The organism is Rhizobium subbaraonis (genome assembly GCF_900220975.1).
In the GTDB taxonomy this organism is placed as follows: domain Bacteria; phylum Pseudomonadota; class Alphaproteobacteria; order Rhizobiales; family Rhizobiaceae; genus Mycoplana; species Mycoplana subbaraonis.
Genome location: NZ_OBQD01000006.1, coordinates 101311 through 117258 on the forward strand (window position 1 = coordinate 101311; position 15948 = coordinate 117258).

General features: G+C 63.3%; 15 protein-coding genes and 1 tRNA gene. 7 read left to right on the plus strand and 9 right to left on the minus strand.

Annotated elements, in window-relative coordinates; translation table 11 throughout:
• The first annotated feature begins 99 nt into the window (after positions 1-99).
• The 6 genes from CRO48_RS10570 to CRO48_RS10595 all read left to right on the plus strand — a co-directional run bounded on the left by CRO48_RS10570 (position 100) and on the right by CRO48_RS10595 (position 6150).
• The gene (locus CRO48_RS10570) at positions 100-639 is read left to right on the plus strand and encodes a polysaccharide biosynthesis/export family protein (protein WP_407071917.1); all 540 of its coding nucleotides are present in this window, start codon (positions 100-102) and stop codon (positions 637-639) included.
• Positions 640-643: 4 nt separating this feature from the next.
• Positions 644-1828 (plus strand): glycosyltransferase family 4 protein, encoded by a 1185-nt coding sequence (locus tag CRO48_RS10575; RefSeq protein WP_097138961.1) that lies wholly within the window; start codon positions 644-646, stop codon positions 1826-1828.
• A gap of 58 nt (positions 1829-1886) precedes the next feature.
• Complete coding sequence (locus tag CRO48_RS10580; RefSeq protein ID WP_097138963.1) at positions 1887-3458, plus strand: undecaprenyl-phosphate glucose phosphotransferase; 1572 nt, start codon at positions 1887-1889, stop codon at positions 3456-3458.
• A complete protein-coding gene (locus tag CRO48_RS10585; RefSeq protein WP_097138966.1) occupies positions 3455-4702 on the plus strand; it encodes an O-antigen ligase family protein in 1248 nt (415 codons plus the stop codon). The genes CRO48_RS10580 and CRO48_RS10585 overlap by 4 nt, the downstream gene beginning before the upstream one ends.
• Positions 4699-5853 (plus strand): glycosyltransferase, encoded by a 1155-nt coding sequence (locus CRO48_RS10590; protein ID WP_097138967.1) that lies wholly within the window; start codon positions 4699-4701, stop codon positions 5851-5853. Before CRO48_RS10585 ends, CRO48_RS10590 begins: the two co-directional genes overlap by 4 nt.
• A gap of 220 nt (positions 5854-6073) precedes the next feature.
• Positions 6074-6150 (plus strand) — tRNA-Pro (locus tag CRO48_RS10595).
• 133 nt (positions 6151-6283) lie between these two features.
• Here CRO48_RS10595 and CRO48_RS10600 read toward each other — a convergent pair.
• The 7 genes from CRO48_RS10600 to CRO48_RS10630 form a co-directional block, all read right to left on the minus strand.
• Positions 6284-6640 (minus strand): DUF982 domain-containing protein, encoded by a 357-nt coding sequence (locus CRO48_RS10600; protein ID WP_407071910.1) that lies wholly within the window; start codon positions 6638-6640, stop codon positions 6284-6286.
• Between the two features lie 674 nt (positions 6641-7314).
• Positions 7315-7845: a MerR family transcriptional regulator gene (locus CRO48_RS10605; protein WP_097138972.1), complete on the minus strand. Its 531-nt coding sequence runs from the start codon at positions 7843-7845 to the stop codon at positions 7315-7317.
• 123 nt (positions 7846-7968) lie between these two features.
• Positions 7969-8307, minus strand: coding sequence for an integration host factor subunit alpha (locus CRO48_RS10610; protein WP_097138974.1), 339 nt, complete (start codon positions 8305-8307; stop codon positions 7969-7971).
• A 106-nt stretch (positions 8308-8413) separates the two neighbouring features.
• Positions 8414-9385 carry a beta-ketoacyl-ACP synthase III gene (locus tag CRO48_RS10615; protein ID WP_097138976.1) on the minus strand — a complete coding sequence of 324 codons (972 nt, stop codon included), beginning with the start codon at positions 9383-9385 and terminating at the stop codon, positions 8414-8416.
• Between the two features lie 8 nt (positions 9386-9393).
• On the minus strand, positions 9394-10452 hold the full coding sequence (gene plsX / locus CRO48_RS10620) for a phosphate acyltransferase PlsX (RefSeq protein ID WP_097139397.1): 1059 nt from the start codon (positions 10450-10452) through the stop codon (positions 9394-9396).
• Between the two features lie 102 nt (positions 10453-10554).
• Complete coding sequence (locus CRO48_RS10625; protein ID WP_097138978.1) at positions 10555-11106, minus strand: YceD family protein; 552 nt, start codon at positions 11104-11106, stop codon at positions 10555-10557.
• A gap of 27 nt (positions 11107-11133) precedes the next feature.
• The gene (locus tag CRO48_RS10630; protein WP_097138980.1) at positions 11134-11736 is read right to left on the minus strand and encodes a ubiquinol-cytochrome C chaperone family protein; all 603 of its coding nucleotides are present in this window, start codon (positions 11734-11736) and stop codon (positions 11134-11136) included.
• Positions 11737-11814: 78 nt separating this feature from the next.
• Here CRO48_RS10630 and CRO48_RS10635 point away from each other — a divergent pair, with 78 nt between their 5' ends.
• Positions 11815-12312 (plus strand): outer membrane protein assembly factor BamE, encoded by a 498-nt coding sequence (locus CRO48_RS10635; RefSeq protein ID WP_407071911.1) that lies wholly within the window; start codon positions 11815-11817, stop codon positions 12310-12312.
• Between the two features lie 71 nt (positions 12313-12383).
• Here the strand turns inward: CRO48_RS10635 and CRO48_RS10640 are convergent, their stop codons facing one another.
• Together CRO48_RS10640 and CRO48_RS10645 are read right to left on the minus strand one after the other, a co-directional pair.
• Positions 12384-14519, minus strand: a complete 2136-nt coding sequence (locus tag CRO48_RS10640; protein WP_097138984.1) for a sodium-translocating pyrophosphatase — start codon at positions 14517-14519, stop codon at positions 12384-12386.
• A 187-nt stretch (positions 14520-14706) separates the two neighbouring features.
• A complete protein-coding gene (locus CRO48_RS10645; RefSeq protein WP_097138986.1) occupies positions 14707-15930 on the minus strand; it encodes an MFS transporter in 1224 nt (407 codons plus the stop codon).
• Between the last annotated feature and the right edge of the window lie 18 nt (positions 15931-15948).

The following is a 15948-nucleotide window of genomic DNA, read 5'->3' on the forward strand; positions in this document are numbered from 1 at the left end:
ATTAACCCTAACAGGATGATAACAGGCGCACAGACGAACAGATCCGGCAGGCTCAAGCGAATGGCATTCGCACAGATAACCAGAGGCGTCGCGATCGCGATGGGGACCCTTGCGACGGTCGTCATGGCGGGCTGCAGCGGCTATCATCCAGCGCCGAAGGCGTTTCAGGAAGCGACGATCCAGCCCTACCGGCTGGACAGCGGCGACCGGCTGCGCGTAACCGTGTTCGAGCAGCCGAACCTCAGCAACACCTATCTGGTCGATCAGGCCGGCTATATCGCGTTCCCCCTCGTCGGCGCGGTCCCTGCCCGCGGCAAGACGATCCAGGAGATGGAAAGCATCATCGCCGGGAAGCTGCGCCAGGGCTATCTGCGCGATCCCGACGTCTCCATCGAGGTCGCAAACTACCGCTCGATCTACATCATGGGCGAAGTGGGCCAGGCGGGGCAGTACAGCTACGTCGCGGGCATGACCATACAGAACGCGATCGCCGTCGCCGGCGGTTTCTCGCCGCGCGCCAACCAGACGAATGTCGACGTGACGCGCAAGATCAACGGACGCATCATCACCGGTCGGGTATCGATTTCCGATCCGGTCCTTGCGGGAGACACGATCTACGTTCGCGAGCGGCTGTTCTGACCCAATGTCGAACAACCACCGCCCGCTGCGCATCATTCACTGCTTCAGGTCCCCGATCGGCGGAATCTTCCGGCATGTGCGCGATCTGGCCGAATATCATGCGCGACAGGGCCACGAAGTGGGCATCGTCTGCGACAGCAGCACGGGAGGAGCCTATGAGGACACGCTGTTCGACGAAATCCGTCCGTTCCTCGGACTCGGTATCTTCCGACTGCCAATCCGCCGCTCGGTCAGCCTCAGCGATCTGCAGGCCCTTTGGGGCAGCTATCGCGAAATAAGAAGTTTGCAGCCGGATGTTCTTCACGGGCATGGCGCCAAGGGTGGCGCAATCGCCCGGATTATCGGCTCAGTGTTGCGGGTGAACAGGTATCGCGTAGCCCGCCTTTATTCGCCGCATGGCGGCAGCCTCCATTTCACCCGCTCGACGCTTGCGGGGAAGGTCGTGCTGCGAGCCGAACGCCTGCTGGAAAGGACGACCGACGCGCTGGTCTTCGTCTGCGACTTCGAGCGCGACAGCTACATCGCCAAGGTCGGCAAACCCCGCTGCCGCTTCGAACGGATCTATAACGGCATCAGCGACCGGGACTTCGATACCGTCTATCCCAAAGAGGACGCCGCCGATTTCCTCTATATCGGCATGCTTCGCGACCTTAAGGGGCCGGACGTCTTTATCGACGCCTTCGCCCGCACCGAGCGCCGCGTCGGGCGACCGCTCTCGGCGCTGATGGTCGGCGACGGACCGGACGAAGAGAAGTATGAGCAGACGATGCTGCGGCTCGGGCTCGGACGGCGGATCGCAATGATGCCGGCGATGAAGGCGCGCGACGCCTTCGCCATGGCGCATTCCGTCGTCGTGCCCTCGCGCGCGGAAGCGATGCCTTACATCGTGCTCGAGGCGCTTGCCGCCAATGTGCCCGTCATCGCAAGCCGTGTCGGCGGCATCCCGGAGGTGCTCGGCCGGGACAGTATCGCACTCGCCGAGCCGGCCGATCCGGATTCGCTTGCCGAAACGATGGCGCTCGCTGTGACGGATGCGAAATGGCGGGCCCACTCGATGCCGGATGCCGACAGCTTCAAGGGCACCTTCTCGGCCTCCGTCATGGCCGCCACAATGATGGATCTCTATCGCGAACTCCTGGCTGAAGGCGCTTCGAAAGCGGGTTGTACCGTTTCGCCTCACCTCGCGTAAGCGTTTTCTTAGGAGCTTTCTGCTATCCGGTCAGAACTTAACGGTGCCGGACGCTGCCATGAACCACATCGACAAGCCAGACGCCTTCGACCGGGAAAATATCCGGCGCAAGGTCTCCGAAGTGCGCACGATTGCGCACGGCGCTGCCACCGACGATCAGGACGGCGGCAAGACGGTCGAGCTCAATCCCCTGGCCCAGCAGATCGCGCTTCAGTTTCGCGCCGAAAGCTATTCACCCGCCATGATCACGGGCCTGCTGCGGCTTCTGGAATTCACCGCCCTTTTTGCGATCGGCTACGGCGTCACGAGCTTCTACGTCATTCCGTCCGACGAGGTCATGCTGTTCTATGTCGGCGTGGTCGCGGGCGGATCTGCAATCGGCGTGCTGCTGCTGCACCTGGCAGATGCCTATCAGATCCCGGCCTTGCGCGCCGGCTGGCGGATGATCCCGCGCCTTCTCGGCGCCTGGGCGATCGCGTTCTCGGCGATGGCGCTCGCCTTCTTTCTCTTCAAGACCGCCGGTGTCGCTTCGCGCGTGTGGTTCGTCCTGTGGTTCGTGCTTGGCGCTGCCTATCTGGTGGTCGAGCGGCTGCTGATCGCCTACTCGATCCGCCGCTGGGCGCGCAACGGCACCATGGAACGGCGGGCCGTCATCGCCGGCGGTGGCGAGCCGGCAAAGGAGCTGATCCGCGCGCTGGAGCGCCAGCCGGAAAACGATATCCGCATCTGCGGCATCTTCGACGACCGCGACGAGCGGCGCTCGCCTTCCGTCGTCGCAGGCTATCCCAAGCTCGGGACGATCGCGGAGCTGGTGGAGTTCGCACGGCTCGCGCGCATCGACATGCTGATCATCTCCCTGCCGCTTTCCGCCGAGGCCCGCATCCTGTCGCTGCTGAGAAAGCTCTGGGTGCTGCCCGTCGACATCCGCCTTGCGGCGCATTCGAACGGCCTGCGCTTCCGGCCGCGCAGTTATTCGCAGGTCGGCAACGTGCACATGCTCGACATCTTCGACAGGCCGATCGCCGACTGGGACAAGGTCGCCAAGCGCGCCTTCGACATCGTCTTCAGCGTTATCGCACTGCTGCTGCTGTGGCCGGTCATGATCGGCGCCGCACTCGCGGTGAAGCTGACCTCACCCGGGCCCATCATCTTCAAGCAGAAGCGGCACGGCTTCAACAACGAGATCATCGAGGTCTACAAATTCCGCTCGATGTACACCAACATGTCGGACCCCACGGCTAAGGCCGCCGTGACCAAGGGCGATCCGCGCGTCACCCCTGTCGGGCGCTTCATCCGCAAGACCTCGATCGACGAGCTGCCGCAGATCTTCAACGTGCTCAAGGGTGAACTTTCGCTGGTTGGGCCCCGCCCACACGCCATCCAGGCGCAATCGCACGACCGCAAGTATGTCGATGTGGTGGAGGGTTACTTCGCCCGGCACCGCGTCAAGCCCGGCGTTACCGGCTGGGCGCAGATCAACGGCTGGCGCGGCGAGATCGACCATGACGACAAGATCCGCTTCCGCACGGAGTTCGACCTCTACTACATCGAGAACTGGTCGCTGCTGTTCGACCTGAAAATCCTGTTCTTGACGCCGATCCGCCTTTTGAACACGGAAAACGCGTATTGAGCACCGCCTCGATCCCGGCGAGCCACGTCCCGCGGCCGCAGCTTGCGACCGTTGGCCTCATCGCGTCGTTGCTGGTCACGTTCGGCGTGTTCCTCTCCGGCTTCGTCATCTCCGAGCCGGCGCCCTACGAACTCTTCATGGCCGCCCTTATCGGGGTATGGGCGATCCTGGGGCTTCGAATTTCGCGCAGCGTCGCGCCGCTGCTCGCGCTCTACGTCACCTTCAACATCGGCGGCATGCTCTCGCTCACCGTGATGGAGGACATGGCGGGCGGCCCGATGTATGTGGCCGTCTCGCTGTTTTTGGCGCTGTCTTCGGTGTTCTTCGCCGCCATCATCGAGGAAAAGCCGCAGCGTCTCGTCCTGATCTTCCGGGCATGGGTCGCAAGTGCGCTGATCACCGCCACGCTGGGCATCCTTGGCTATTTCAACGCCTTTCCCGGCAGCGAAGTCTTCACCCTCTACGACCGCGCCAAGGGCGCCTTCCAGGATCCGAACGTGTTCGGTCCCTTCCTCGTCGCCCCTGCGCTTTATCTGATGCACAGCCTTCTGGCGAAACCGCTGGCGCAGGCCCCCCTGAACCTCGCGGGACTGCTGGTCATCGCGCTCGGCCTGTTTCTCTCCTTCTCCCGCGCGGCCTGGGCGCTGTTTCTGTTCTCCGCCGTCGCGATGGTGTTCGTGATGCTGCTGAAGGAACGCACCGGCGTCTTCCGCCTGAAGATCCTCACGCTCAGCATCGCGGCTGTTGGCCTGATGGTGGTGGCACTGGTCATAGCCCTGCAGATCCCGCAGGTGGCCGACCTCTTTTCCAGCCGGACGCAACTCGTCCAGGACTACGACGGTGGCCACCTCGGCCGCTTCGCCCGCCACCGGCTCGGCTTCCTGATGTCGATGGAGACGCCGCTCGGGATCGGCCCGATGGTGTTCAGCACGATTTTTCCCGAGGACGAACACAATATCTGGCTGAAGTCGCTGACGAGCTACGGCTGGCTCGGCTTTCTCTGCTACCTGACGCTGGTCGTCTGGACGCTATGGGTCGGTTTCCGCAACCTCCTGCTCAACCGCCCCTGGCAGCCCTTCCTGATGATCGCCTACATCGCCTTCGTCGGCCACACCGCCATCGGCTTCGTCATCGACACTGATCACTGGCGTCACTTCTATCTCATCGTCGGTATCCTCTGGGGCTGCTTCGCGCTCGAGCATCGCCATCAAAGCCGCCTTGCGAACCCGGTGCGGACCCGATGAAGCCGGCCAGGGACAACGCGACGCGGCCGCTGCGCCTGCTGCAGGTGCTGGAGCCCAGCGGCGGCGGATCGGGCCGGCATTTCCTTGACCTCTGCCGGGGCCTGAAGCAGCGCGGTCACGTCGTTCATGCCGTCTATTCGCCACGCCGCGCGGAGGAGCGTTTCGTCGGCGAGCTGCTTTCCATCGGGCTGGACGGCGCGCACGCGCTCGACATGGCGCGCTCCCCAGGCCCATCCGACATCGCCTCCTACATCGGTCTGCGCGGCGTGATGCGCAAGCTCGGCCCCTTCGACGCCATTCACGCGCACAGCTCGAAGGCGGGCGCGCTGTCGCGGCTGCGGCTACCCGGCCCGCACGTGCCGCGCATCTACACGCCGCACGCCTTTCGCACGATGGATCCGCATTTGGGCGCGACCGGCGCTTTCGTCTACGGTTTCATCGAGCGCTTTCTGGCGCGATTTTTCACCGACGAGCTGATCTGCGTCTCGGCTGACGAATACGCCCATGCGCGCGCGCTCGGCATACCGCGCAAGCGCCTCTCGATCATCGTGAACGGTGTGGACGAGCCGGCCCATGGTTTGCGGGACGCCATCCGGGAAGAACTTGCTATTCCGCCGCATGCGCTCGTATTCGGCTTCGTCGGACGGCTTTCAGCACAGAAGGCACCCGAGCGACTGATCGAGGCCTTCACGATCGCCGCGCAGACGCTTCCCGACGCCTATCTCCTGATGGTCGGTACCGGCGAGCTGGAGCAGATGGTCGGCTACAAGATCGATTCCAGCACAGCGCGCGACCGAATCCGGCTGACGACGCGCTACACCGGCCGGCAGGTGATGGATGCGATCGACATCCTGACGATGCCGAGCCGCTACGAGGCGATGTCCTACGTGATGCTGGAGGCTGCGGCCGCCGCACGCCCCCTCGTTCTGACCCAGGTGGGCGGCGCATCGACGGTGCTGAAAGATAGCCGCAACGGGGTGCTGGTGGAGAACGTCGACGATCCGAGACCGTTTGCCAAAGCGATGATCAAGGCGGCGAGCCCTGCCCGCTTCGAACGCTTTCGCGCCGAAGCGTTGCGCCGCAGCGGCGACTACGGCCTGCCCCGCATGATCGCTGATACCGAAGCGATCTATCGCAGGCTGGCCCGGTGAGGCCTGTCGCGCAAACCTCCGCGGCGCATTTGCCGAACCCTTTGGGGCAGACGGCCGCGTGAAGCAGCGGCGAAGCGACTGGCGAAGCATTTGCGGCGCTTCTCGCCGGGCTTTTGCTCCCTTCCAAACCGCATTTTCCCGCCGTTTGTTCTTTTTTCGTTTGAGCAAGCATTTTTGCCCTTGCATCCAAATGCCCGAGATTATAGGGCTTTCCTCGGTTCGGAGCGTAGCGCAGCCCGGTAGCGCACTTGACTGGGGGTCAAGGGGTCGTGGGTTCGAATCCCGCCGCTCCGACCATTTTCTCAAATATTTCAGAGAATTGAGATCAACCGGTAGCGCTTCGCGAGAAGCGCTGCGGTTTGGTTTCTTTATGCTTGATGCTTATCCGTCCGACCACCTTGCGAACAGGTCGTGCGCAGGCGAGGCGACCTCAGCCGCCATGGGCGAGAGCGTGGGCCATCCGCGTATCGGCGGCATGACTCGCCACAAGGCTGGCCGCAAGCGTATCGCGGACGCGACGACGGCGGGAGCGGCGTTCGCCTGCTACCGGCATTCCAGCCTCAAGGCAGGCGAAGATGAAGGCCTCGCGGGCGATGTCGGCCGGCAGACCGCCGTCCAGCGCCAGGCGGCAGAGGTTCGCAGCGCGGGCGTAGAGAGCCCCAGTCCGGCTCGGCCACTCGTATTGAAGGAAGTCGAGCGCGTCGTGGACGCAGACGAATCCACGTTCCAGGCCACATTGCAGATGAACGCGGACGGGAGCGGTCCAGCGGGGTGCGGAGTTGTGCAAGGGATATGTCCTCCCGATCATTGAAATGCCCTGCCGTGCAACCGTCGTGTAGCAATGATTCGTGTCAGCGACGCGACGGTGGGACGGTGCGGCAGGCAAACGGCTGGAACGGGCATTTGTTCCGCGAAAAGCCGGCAAAACTCACGCCGTGTTCTCGACGAAAAGCCGCCTCGCTTGCACCCTCTCACAGACACCATTCCTTCAGGGATAGGTCAGGACGGAGCACGGATCTTGGCGACATCCGTTGGAACTGGACGCGCGAATTCGACAAGCCGGGAAGCACGTGGCAACGCGTCGGGCCGACGCGACCGTTCGGCGGCACGCGGGACGGGGCTCAGCAATGACGAAGGCGGCAATGGCGCGAGGCTCTGTGCCTGCATCCGGCGGCGGCGTCGCGTATCGATGCGGACACGGCTAGAGCGTCGAGCGAAGCGGACGTCCCGGGAACGGCATTCTACCGGGCGACGCGCGACAGCCCACGACAAGCCACGACGCGAGGCACGCGGTCTGCGGGCGGCCTCAGCGACCACCGGCCGTGTGAAACCCGACCGACCGATTGCACCCGCGTGAAGCGGAGTGCGCAATGCAAAGCCGCTGCACACTTTTGCGCGGCATGCTCCTGATTTGCGCGGCATGCTGCAGAGCCGCACAGGCGGCGTTTCAATCCGCCGGCGTCAGCGCACCTGATCCAGCAGGCGCTTGCACTCCAGGAGGTCGTAGAGCGCTTCCTGCAAAAGCGCCCGGTCCTCCTTGGACACGCTGCTCTTTCCGATCGAGATTTCCGGCGCATCTTCGCCGGCGCCGCCGACGAAGGAAAAGAACCGGCGACTGGCCGGCGCCTTGGCGCGCCCGACGATCTGGTCGTCGTCCGCCGTCTTCGGCGCGCTGGGCTCTTCCTGGTTGGCCGCAGCCAGCGCCTCTACGGTCGCAAGGTCGCCGCTCGCAATCGCTGCGACGAACTTGTTGCCGTTGTTTTTCAGCAGTTTCTGGACGCCCTTGATCGTATAGCCGTGATCATAGAGCAGATGGCGGATGCCCTTGAGCAATTCGACGTCGTCGGGCCGGTAGTAGCGGCGGCCACCGCCCCGCTTCATCGGCTTGATCTGCGAAAAACGGGTCTCCCAGAAGCGAAGCACATGCTGCGGCAGGTCGAGATCGTCTGCGACTTCGCTGATGGTCCGGAACGCGTCGGGGCTCTTCTCCATCATAAACCTCACCGAAAGACATTTGCGACTCAAAGCCGGGAAGCCGGCGAGTCTTTGCATTTCAGCGGGTTGTCACATTTTTTTCAAGCACAGAATCGGCGTCGTCCCAAGCCTGTGTACGAATCAGGACGCAGACGACTGGACCTTCTGCTTGGTTTTGCGGGCGGTGTGCGCCTTCAAAACCCTCTGCTTGAGGACATTGGACGCCTTGAAGGTCATCACGCGCCGGGGCGAGATCGGTACTTCCTCGCCCGTCTTCGGGTTGCGCCCGATGCGCTCGTTCTTGTCGCGGACCTGGAAGGTTGCGAAGGAGGAAAGCTTCACGCTTTCGCCACGGACGATGGCATTGCAGATTTCATCGATGACGGTTTCTACGAGTTCTGCGGATTCAGTCCTGGAGAGACCGACCTTCCGAAAGACGGATTCGGCCAAATCTGCGCGTGTCACGGTTTTGCCGCTCATCTTCTCCCACCGTTTTCTTATTGAAAGCGCTCAGTTATCGGGCCAGAGTATTTCCCTTGCCCCTGTCGGTCAAGCGCCGTTGAAGTAGGGTATGCGGGGGCGCCGATTACCAGCGAAGAAGCACAGCGCCCCAGGTGAAGCCGCCGCCCATCGCCTCCAGCAGGACGACATCGCCCTCCTTGATGCGCCCGTCGCGTGCAGCCGAAGCGAGTGCGAGCGGGATCGATGCGGCCGAAGTGTTGCCATGCAAGTCCACCGTGACCACGACCTTCTCCAGGGGAATGCCGAGCTTCCTGGCGGAACCGTCGATGATGCGGCGATTGGCCTGGTGCGGCACCATCCAGTCGAGATCGTCGATCGTCAGACCGGTGGCATCGAACGCCGCGACGATGACGTCGGTGATCATGCCGACGGCATGCTTGAAGACCTCGCGGCCTTCCATGCGCAAATGCCCCACCGTGCCGGTGGTGGACGGACCGCCATCGACATACAGCTTTTCAAGATGGGCGCCGTCGGAACGAAGCTGGGCCGTCAGGACGCCGCGGTCGGACACCTCGCCGGTCCCCTCCTGCGCTTCCAGCACGATCGCCCCCGCACCGTCGCCGAAGAGCACGCAGGTCGTGCGGTCGGTCCAATCCAGGATGCGCGAGAACGTCTCCGCACCGATGACCAGCACCCGGCGCGCGACGCCGCCGCGGATGTAGGCGTCGGCCGTGGTCACGGCATAGACAAAGCCGGAACATACCGCCTGCACGTCGAAAGCAAAACCGTGATGCATGCCGAGCCGGTTCTGGATGTTGACGGCGGTGGCGGGAAAGGTGTTGTCTGGGGTCGAGGTGGCAACGATGATGAGATCGATATCCGCGGGCGTCAGGCCGGCGCGCTCGAGCGCCTCGCGCGCGGCCGCCTCGCCCAGCGAGGCCGTGGTCTCACCCTCGCCGGCGATGTAGCGCTGGCGAATGCCGGTCCGCTGCACGATCCATTCGTCGGACGTATCAACCATGCTCTCAAGCTCACGATTGGTGAGCACCCGCTTCGGAAGTGCCGTCCCGAAACCGCGAACCACTGAACGGATCATCTTAATTCCTATATCCCGTCGCTCATGCTGCTGGCCGCGCCACGGACGGGTCGGTTGGCATGATATCTCTTCAGATCGTTTTCAATCTTTTCCTTCAGCCCGTTGCGGGCCATGTCATAGCCGACATCCACGGCCGCCGCAAAACCCTCGGCGTCCGTGCCGCCGTGGCTCTTGATGACGATGCCGTTGAGGCCGAGGAAGACGCCGCCGTTGACCTTGCGGGGGTCCATCTTCTCGCGCAAACGGTCGAATGCGCTCTTGGCGAGAATGTAGCCGAGCTTGGCAAGCCACGTCCGCGACATCGCCGCGCGCAGATACTCCGCCATCTGGCGGGCGGTTCCCTCCGCAGCCTTCAGGGCAATGTTGCCCGCAAAGCCCTCGGTCACCACCACATCCACGGTACCCCGGCCGATATCGTCGCCTTCGACGAAGCCATAATAGTCGATCGTGTCAAAATTGGCTTCACGGATGAGCTGGCCCGCTGCCTTGACGTCTTCCTGGCCCTTGATCTCCTCGACGCCGACGTTCAGCAGGCCGAGCGTCGGGCGTTCGACCTCGAACAGGGCGCGCGCCATCGCGCCGCCCATCAGCGCGAAGTCGAACAACTGGTTGGCGTCTGCGCCGATCGTCGCACCGATGTCGAGCACGATGCTCTCGCCTTTGAGGGTCGGCCAGATTCCGGCGATCGCCGGCCGCTCGATGTCGGCCATCATGCGCAGGCAGAATTTCGACATGGCCATCAGCGCGCCGGTGTTTCCGGCCGATACCGCCACATCCGCGTCGCCCTTGGCCACGGCGTCCAGCGCCATCCACATCGAAGACTTGCCCCGGCCGCGCCGGAGCGCCTGACTGGGCTTCTCGTCCATGCCGATCGCGATCTCGCAATCGGTAAACGTACTCGCCTCTTTCAGCTTGGGGTAGCTATCGAGCAGCGGCAGGCATTGGGATGACACCCCGAAAAGGCAAAAGCGAATGTCGGGGTGACGTTCGAGCGCCTTGGCTATGCCAGGGATGACGACCTGTGGGCCGTAATCGCCACCCATGACATCAACGGAAATTCTGACCACGCGAGTCCAGTCCTTATTCTCCAGCCCCCAGGGCGGATTTTCGGTCAAAATACCGCTTTTCGTCCGGGTGACAACTGAATTGTAGAGGGCTCAAATGCCCATTCAGGTCTTTTTCCAGTCCTTCAACGCGGCAAAAGGCGACGGTTTTCCGTCATCCGCCTCTGTGCTCTCCACATGGGCGGAAAAAGCCACGCCTTCCTTGCGCGGATAGGGGTCGATCGCCATCGCCGCATACTCTGCGGCCACGGCGCCGGCATCGATCGCATCGCCCTGGAAGGTTTCCGGGCTGTCCGGTCCATCGGGATCCAGCAGCATCTCCCCGCCTTCCAGAATCGGGCCACGGGCGAGCTTGGAGCCTTCCGGCACGAAGATGGCGTCGATCGGTTCGTCAATCTTTGCCTCCATCGGCTCCAGCGTCACGACGCAGGTCTGGACGATATCCGCCCTCACCCGCCCCTTCAGGCGCACCCCGTCCTTCTTCCAGCGCTTGACCTCGAACTCGGCGGAAAACGCGTTGACGCCGACGATGTCCCACTGCCGCGCCAACGCCTTGCACTCCGCGGCAGTGGCGTCAATCGTCACGATCACCGGATTGGAGGAGATATGCCCCACCTTCACGAGATAGGAGAATGGCATGTCTTCATGATGTTTCATTGTCGTTTCCTTGCGGACACAGCCGGCTCAGGCGGCAGTTCCTGGCGGAGGCAACTGCGCATCTCCGGTTTCGATGACGAACTCGTCCAACGCGGCAAGGTGAGCCTCGGCAGCAAAGAGATATTGCGCCAAGCCCTGCATGTCCGGGGCGGATTCGGTATCATCGGGATAGATATTCCGTTTCAGCGCCTGCGCAAGTGCTTCCTCGTCAGAAGCATCAAGCGCCGCTGCATAGGCTTCGAGGCGGCCATAGAAGCGCCCCGCCAGTTTCTTCATCCGCTTCGGTACACCCACGTCGCTGATACCGAGTTCGCGTATGGAGTGGTCGACGTCCTGGAAGAAGGCGTCGACGATCTGCTGTGCGATCTCCTGCCCGGACCTCCCCGAACCACGCGTGCGGCGGAAGTAGAGGATGAGAACGGCGGAAAGCATTTCCAGCCGTCCCATGACCGTATCGGGCACGCCGAGGCTTTCATAGAGACGAGGTTGGCGAGCGGCCGCAGTCAGATGGGCGTATTGACGCTCGACGATGCGCTGGTTCGAATTTTTTTTCTTGAACAGGCCGAAAATCATCATAACGCCTAGTTTTGGCTGATTGAAAGGGCATGGGCTGCCCCAGCCGTGTTGCATGACAGCCGAAGCTGGTTTACCGAAGCATCCACGAATTGCAATGGCTTGCGGGCCATCTTAGCCTCAAGGGGATTGTCGTTGAAGAGACGGTATTTTGGGACTGATATGAATTTGCTGCGCAGCACTGCCATTGCCATTACGCTTTCCTCCGCCCTGCTCGCCGGTTGCCAGACGGGCGAAGTCCTGAACCAGGGCTATGTGGTCGACCAGCAGACGCTTGCGCTCGCCCCCGTCGGCTCTTCCCGCGAACAGGTATTGCTGTCGCTCGGGACGCCTTCGACGACGGCGACCTTCGACACTGAGGTCTTCTACTACATTTCGCAGAAGCGCTCCCGCCCTGTCGCCTTCATGAAGCCGAAGCTGATCGAGCAAAGCATCCTTGCCGTCTACTTCAACAAGGACGGCAATGTCGACAGGCTGGCGAACTATACGATGAAGGACGGCGTTCCGTTCGACATGATCTCGCGCACGACGCCGACCGGGGGCGTCGAACAGACCTTCCTCGGCCAGTTGCTGAAGGGCGGTGCGGACCCCAACGCGGCGATCCGCAACGCGCTGAGCCAGCAGCCTCAGTAAATGCAGCCAGATTGAGAATGAAAAAACCGCGGGGCAAGACCCCGCGGTTCCATGTTCAGCGCATCGGAAATTCAGGCGAGAACCGCCAGCAACAGCAGGGCCACGATGTTGGTGATCTTGATCGCCGGGTTCACTGCCGGGCCGGCAGTGTCCTTGTAGGGGTCGCCCACGGTGTCGCCGGTGACGGAGGCCTTGTGCGCTTCCGAACCCTTCATGTGGCGATGGCCGTCCTTGTCGACAAAGCCGTCCTCGAAGCTCTTCTTCGCATTGTCCCACGCGCCACCGCCCGACGTCATGGAGATCGCAACGAAGAGGCCGTTGACGATGACCCCCAGAAGCGAGGCACCAAGCGCAGCGAAGGCCGAAGCCTTGGAGCCTGAGATCAGGAGGACGCCGAAATAGACGACGATCGGTGCCAGCACCGGCAGCAGCGAGGGCACAATCATCTCGCGGATCGCAGCCTTCGTCAGAAGATCGACGGCCCGCCCGTAGTCCGGCTTGTCCTTGCCCAGCATGATGCCCGGCTTTTCCTTGAACTGCTTGCGCACTTCTTCCACGATTGCACCTGCCGCGCGCCCCACGGCGGTCATCGCGATGCCGCCGAAGAGATACGGGATCATGCCGCCGAAGATCAGGCCCGCCACCACATAGGGGTTCGACAGATCGAACGATATCTCACCGATACCGGCGAAATACGGATATTTGTCCGGGTTGGCGGCGAAGTAGGCCAGATCGTTGGAATAGGCCGCGAACAGCACCAGTGCGCCGAGGCCGGCCGAGCCGATGGCATAGCCCTTCGTCACGGCCTTGGTGGTGTTGCCGACCGCATCGAGCGCGTCGGTGGACTTTCGCACTTCCGGCGGCAGATGCGACATTTCGGCGATGCCGCCGGCGTTGTCGGTCACCGGACCGAACGCGTCGAGCGCCACGATCATGCCGGCAAGACCGAGCATCGCGGTGACTGCGATCGCCGTGCCGAAGAGCCCCGCCAGCTGATAGGTGGAGATGATGCCGCCCACGATGACGAGCGCCGGCAGCGCCGTCGATTCCAGCGAGACGGCGAGCCCCTGGATGACGTTGGTGCCGTGTCCGGTCACCGATGCCTGGGCGATCGAATTGACCGGGCGCTTGTTGGTGCCGGTGTAGTATTCGGTGATCACGACGATCAGGGCGGTCACGACGAGGCCGACCAGGCCGCAGAGGAAGAGACCGGTTCCGGTGACGTCGACGCCGCCGACCGTGCCGATCGACCCCCAGCCCACCGTCAGCCACGTCGCAAGACCCAGCCCGAAGATGGACAGTACGCCGGTTGCGATCAGGCCCTTGTAGAGGGCGCCCATGATCGAGTTGTTGGTGCCGAGCTTGACGAAGAAGGTGCCGACGATCGAGGTGATGACGCAGGCGGCGCAGATCGCCAGCGGATAGACCATGGCGGTCGCAAGCAGCGGGGTGCCGGCAAAGAAGATCGCCGCCAGCACCATCGTGGCGACGACCGTCACCGCGTAGGTCTCGAACAGGTCGGCCGCCATGCCGGCGCAATCGCCGACATTGTCGCCCACGTTGTCGGCGATCGTCGCCGGGTTGCGCGGATCGTCTTCGGGAATGCCGGCCTCGACCTTGCCGACGAGGTCGCCGCCGACGTCCGCACCCTTGGTGAAGATGCCGCCGCCGAGGCGGGCGAAGATGGAGATGAGCGAGGCGCCGAAGCCGAGCGCAACCAGCGAATCGATCACTTCGCGCGAGGCGGGCTCATGGCCGAGAACGGCCGTCAGGATCCAGAAGTAGATCGAGACGCCGAGCAATGCGAGGCCGGCCACCAGCATGCCGGTGATCGCGCCTGACTTGAAGGCGATCTCGAGGCCGGAGGCCAGGCTGACCGAAGCGGCCTGGGCGGTGCGCACGTTGGCGCGGACGGAGACGTGCATGCCGATGAAGCCGGCTGCGCCGGACAGAACGGCGCCGATCAGAAAACCGATGGCGGCGGACGGGGACAGAAGAAGCCAGGCGGCGATGAAAACGACGACGCCGACAACTGCGATGGTCTTGTACTGACGGGTCAGGTAGGCCTGAGCCCCCTCACGGATATAGCCTGCAATTTCCTGCATGCGGGCGTTCCCCTGATCGGCGGCAAGCACCGACCGCGTTGCCCAGATGGCATAAACCACCGAGAGCAACCCGCATGCGATAACGCCCAATAGTATGGCCATTTCGCTATTTCCTCCTGTGAAGCCGCATTTCCCAGCACGCGGCCATAAAAAACGCCAGCGGCCCGCTTGCCTCCTCACAATACGGGCGGTTGACGACAGGGGCAGAGTGCAAGTGCGAATCGGCCGCGTCAAGACGCCGCGGGCTGATCACATTGGCGCGAAGGGCTTATTTTCTTTGCAGGACGGCTCAGCGCGCCTGCGCCCGGCGGCGGTAGAGCAGTATCAGAACGAGGAACAGCGAGATGCCGGTGACTGGCCAGAAGACGAGGTTGATCGTCTGCCAGCCGTAGGCATTGAAGACCTTGCCGGAAAAGAACGAGGCGAATGCCACCGTGCCGAAGAGCACGATATCGTGAAAGCCCTGCACCTTGTCGGCCTCGTGCGGGCGATAGCTGGAGGCGACGATCGCTGTGGAGCCGATGAAGCCGAAATTCCAGCCAATGCCGAGCAGGATCAGCGCGCCCCAGAAATTCCAGAGCTCGATGCCGGCATGGGCGATCGCCGCGCATGCCATCAGCGTCAACAGCCCTGCCGCTACCACCTTCTCCGTTCCGAAGCGCTGGATGAGCATGCCGGTGAAGAAGCTGGGCGCGAACATCGCCAGCACGTGCCACTGGATGCCGAGCGTGGCGAGTTCGGGGGAAAAGCCGCAGCCGATGACCATGGCGAGCGGCGCGCCCGTCATCATGAAGGTCATCAGCGCATAGCTTGCGATACCGCAGACCATTCCGGTCAGAAAACGCTGGCTGAGAACGATTTCGCCCAGCGGGCGGGCGGGCGCAGAGGCTGCCGACTTCGCCGCCGAGACGTCCGGAAGGCGCAGAAGCAGGAACAGCACGATGGTCGACAGGAACAGCGGCCCGATTGCGACGAAAGCGCCGGCGAACAGCACCGGCTCGAACAGGTCCTTGGTCAGGATAACCAGTTGCGGGCCGAGGATGGCGGAGATGACCCCGCCGGCAAGGATCCAGGAAATCGCCCGAGGCTTGTAGAACGAGGGCGAGGCGTCGGCTGCGGCAAAGCGGATCTTCTGGGCGAAGCCGGCGGAAATCCCGACCAGCAGGAAACCCGCCGCCATCAGCCAGAATTCGGATCGGAACAGCGCGATCGCGGCAAGAAGGCCGCCGCAGGCGCCAAGCACGGCGCCGGAAATGAAGCCATAGGTGCGGCCGAGCGCGCGGGCGAGGATCGCAACCAGCACCGCGCCGAGCGCCACGCCGATGTTGAAACCCGTCAGCGGCGCCGTTGCCAGCGACTTGTCTTCGCCCAGAAGCTCATATCCGGCCAGACCGCCGACGGAGAAGACTATGGGGCCGGCCGAGGCCAGGATCGCCTGCGCGGCCGCCAGCAGGAAGACGTTCCGGCGAGCCGCTGAAAGCTCGCGCTCCAGACCTTCCACCGCCACCGTCATGTCCCGCCCCCTACACGC

Coding starts and splice junctions, on each gene's coding strand:
- CRO48_RS10570 (WP_407071917.1), top strand. CDS start 100: ATGGGGACCCTTGCGACGGTCGTCATGGCGGGCTGCAGCGGCTATCAT.
- CRO48_RS10575 (WP_097138961.1), top strand. CDS start 644: ATGTCGAACAACCACCGCCCGCTGCGCATCATTCACTGCTTCAGGTCC.
- CRO48_RS10580 (WP_097138963.1), top strand. CDS start 1,887: ATGAACCACATCGACAAGCCAGACGCCTTCGACCGGGAAAATATCCGG.
- CRO48_RS10590 (WP_097138967.1), top strand. CDS start 4,699: ATGAAGCCGGCCAGGGACAACGCGACGCGGCCGCTGCGCCTGCTGCAG.
- CRO48_RS10605 (WP_097138972.1), bottom strand. CDS start 7,845: ATGGAGAAGAGCCCCGACGCGTTCCGGACCATCAGCGAAGTCGCAGAC.
- CRO48_RS10610 (WP_097138974.1), bottom strand. CDS start 8,307: ATGAGCGGCAAAACCGTGACACGCGCAGATTTGGCCGAATCCGTCTTT.
- CRO48_RS10615 (WP_097138976.1), bottom strand. CDS start 9,385: ATGATCCGTTCAGTGGTTCGCGGTTTCGGGACGGCACTTCCGAAGCGG.
- CRO48_RS10625 (WP_097138978.1), bottom strand. CDS start 11,106: ATGAAACATCATGAAGACATGCCATTCTCCTATCTCGTGAAGGTGGGG.
- CRO48_RS10630 (WP_097138980.1), bottom strand. CDS start 11,736: ATGCAACACGGCTGGGGCAGCCCATGCCCTTTCAATCAGCCAAAACTA.
- CRO48_RS10640 (WP_097138984.1), bottom strand. CDS start 14,519: ATGGCCATACTATTGGGCGTTATCGCATGCGGGTTGCTCTCGGTGGTT.
- CRO48_RS10645 (WP_097138986.1), bottom strand. CDS start 15,930: ATGACGGTGGCGGTGGAAGGTCTGGAGCGCGAGCTTTCAGCGGCTCGC.